The following is a 3007-nucleotide window of genomic DNA, read 5'->3' on the forward strand; positions in this document are numbered from 1 at the left end:
TTAGACTAGATCAAAGCCTCGACCGATTAGTATCATTCAGCTCCACACGTCGCCGTGCTTCCACCCATGACCTATCTACCTCATCGTCTCTGAGGGGTCTTTCTTGATTGCTCAAAGGGAAATCTCATCTCGGAGGGGGCTTCATGCTTAGATGCTTTCAGCACTTATCCCGTCCGCACGTAGCTACCCAGCGATGCTCCTGGCGGAACAACTGGTACACCAGCGGTGCGTCCATCCCGGTCCTCTCGTACTAAGGACAGCTCTCCTCAAATTTCCTGCGCCCACGACGGATAGGGACCGAACTGTCTCACGACGTTCTGAACCCAGCTCGCGTACCGCTTTAATGGGCGAACAGCCCAACCCTTGGGACCTACTCCAGCCCCAGGATGCGATGAGCCGACATCGAGGTGCCAAACCTCCCCGTCGATGTGGACTCTTGGGGGAGATCAGCCTGTTATCCCCAGGGTAGCTTTTATCCGTTGAGCGATGGCCCTTCCATGCGGAACCACCGGATCACTAAGCCCGACTTTCGTCCCTGCTCGACTTGTAGGTCTCGCAGTCAAGCTCCCTTCTGCCTTTGCACTCTTCGAATGATTTCCAACCATTCTGAGGGAACCTTTGGGCGCCTCCGTTACTGTTTAGGAGGCGACCGCCCCAGTCAAACTACCCACCTGACACGGTCCTCCAGCCGGATCACGGCTGCGAGTTAGAGACTCTATACGCAAAGGGTGGTATCCCAAGGGTGTCTCCACCGAAGCTGGCGCTCCGGCTTCACAAACTCCCACCTATCCTGTACATCGCGTACAAAGCCTCAATATCAGGCTGTAGTAAAGCTCCATGGGGTCTTTCCGTCCTGTCGCGGGTAACCTGCATCTTCACAGGTACTATGATTTCACCGGGTCTCTCGTTGAGACAGTGCCCAAATCGTTACGCCTTTCGTGCGGGTCGGAACTTACCCGACAAGGAATTTCGCTACCTTAGGACCGTTATAGTTACGGCCGCCGTTTACTGGGGCTTCGGTTCAGTGCTTCTCTTGCGATGACACATCCCCTTAACCTTCCAGCACCGGGCAGGCGTCAGCCCCTATACTTCATCTTGCGATTTAGCAGAGACCTGTGTTTTTGCTAAACAGTCGTTTGGGCCTATTCACTGCGGCTTATGTTGCCATAAGCGTCCCTTCTCCCGAAGTTACGGGACCATTTTGCCGAGTTCCTTAACGAGAGTTATCCCGCGCGTCTTAGAATTCTCATCTCGCCTACCTGTGTCGGTTTACGGTACTGGCGCCGACCTCCTTACTAGAGGCTTTTCTTGGCAGCGTGAAATCCGGTACTTCGCCCTACGGGCTCCACATCACAGCTCAGCCTTGTGTGTCGGGCGGATTTGCCAACCCGACGGCCTCGCTGCTTGTCCGTGCACTTCCAGTCGCACGGTTACCTTATCCTTCTGCGTCCCCCCATCGTTCAAACGGTGGTACGGCGGTACAGGAATATCAACCTGTTGTCCATCGCCTACGCCTTTCGGCCTCGGCTTAGGTCCAGACTAACCCTGAGCGGACGAGCCTTCCTCAGGAAACCTTGGGCTTTCGACGGAGGGGATTCTCACCCCTCTTTTCGCTACTCACACCGGCATTCTCACTTCCAAGCGCTCCACGGCTCCTCACGATACCGCTTCACTGCTGCTTGGAACGCTCCCCTACCATCCCTTACGGGATCCATAGCTTCGGTGGTATGTTTAGCCCCGTTACATTTTCGGCGCGGCGTCACTCGACTAGTGAGCTATTACGCACTCTTTGAATGATGGCTGCTTCTAAGCCAACATCCTAGTTGTCTGTGCAACGCCACATCCTTTTCCACTTAACATACACTTGGGGACCTTAGCTGATGGTCTGGGCTGTTTCCCTTTCGACTACGGATCTTATCACTCGCAGTCTGACTCCCGAGTACAAGTTGCCGGCATTCGGAGTTTGACTGAATTCGGTAACCCTGTGGGGGCCCCTAGTCCAATCAGTGCTCTACCTCCGGAACTCTTCACCTCGAGGCTAGCCCTAAAGCTATTTCGGGGAGAACCAGCTATCTCCAGGTTCGATTGGCATTTCACCGCTACCCACACCTCATCCCCGCACTTTTCAACGTGCGTGGGTTCGGACCTCCAGTCAGTGTTACCTGACCTTCATCCTGGACATGGGTAGATCACCTGGTTTCGGGTCTACGACGACGGACTGATGCGCCCTATTCAGACTCGCTTTCGCTGCGGCTCCGCCTCATCGGCTTAACCTCGCCCGCCATCGTAACTCGCCGGTTCATTCTACAAAAGGCACGCCATCACCCGTTAACGGGCTCTGACTACTTGTAGGCATACGGTTTCAGGATCTGTTTCACTCCCCTTCCGGGGTGCTTTTCACCTTTCCCTCACGGTACTGGTTCACTATCGGTCACTAGGAAGTATTTAGCCTTGGGAGATGGTCCTCCCGGATTCCGACGGGGTTTCACGTGTCCCGCCGTACTCAGGATCCACTCTGGAGGGGATAAGATTTCAGCTACAGGGCCGTCACCTTCTCTGGCCGACCTTTCCAGGTCGTTCACCTATCCTATCCCTTTGTAACTCCGTATAGAGTGTCCTACAACCCCAGGAAGCATGCTTCCTGGTTTGGGCTGTTCCCGTTTCGCTCGCCGCTACTCAGGGAATCGAATTTTCTTTCTCTTCCTCCGGGTACTTAGATGTTTCAGTTCCCCGGGTTTGCCTCACGCCGTGCTATGTATTCACACGGGTGTCCCGCCAGTCTCCCGGCGGTGGGTTCCCCCATTCGGATACCCCTGGATCAACGTGTACTTACCACTCCCCAGGGCATTTCGCTGTTCGTCGCGTCCTTCATCGGCTCCTAGTGCCAAGGCATCCACCGTACGCCCTTTCTACCTTGATCTAGCGTCTAAGACACACGGTCCTCACGGACCATATGTGAAATTAATTGGTTTGATGTCTTGATGAATCTTCAGTTTTCAAGGAACAA

General features: G+C 54.6%; 1 rRNA gene. It reads right to left on the reverse strand.

The window, feature by feature from the left end:
- Window positions 1–6: 6 nt before the first annotated feature.
- Window positions 7–2920: ribosomal RNA gene (locus EVJ33_RS15070) — 23S ribosomal RNA — on the reverse strand.
- Window positions 2921–3007: the final 87 nt, after the last annotated feature.

Source organism: Exiguobacterium sp. SL-10, from assembly GCF_004337025.1.
Classification (GTDB): domain Bacteria; phylum Bacillota; class Bacilli; order Exiguobacteriales; family Exiguobacteriaceae; genus Exiguobacterium.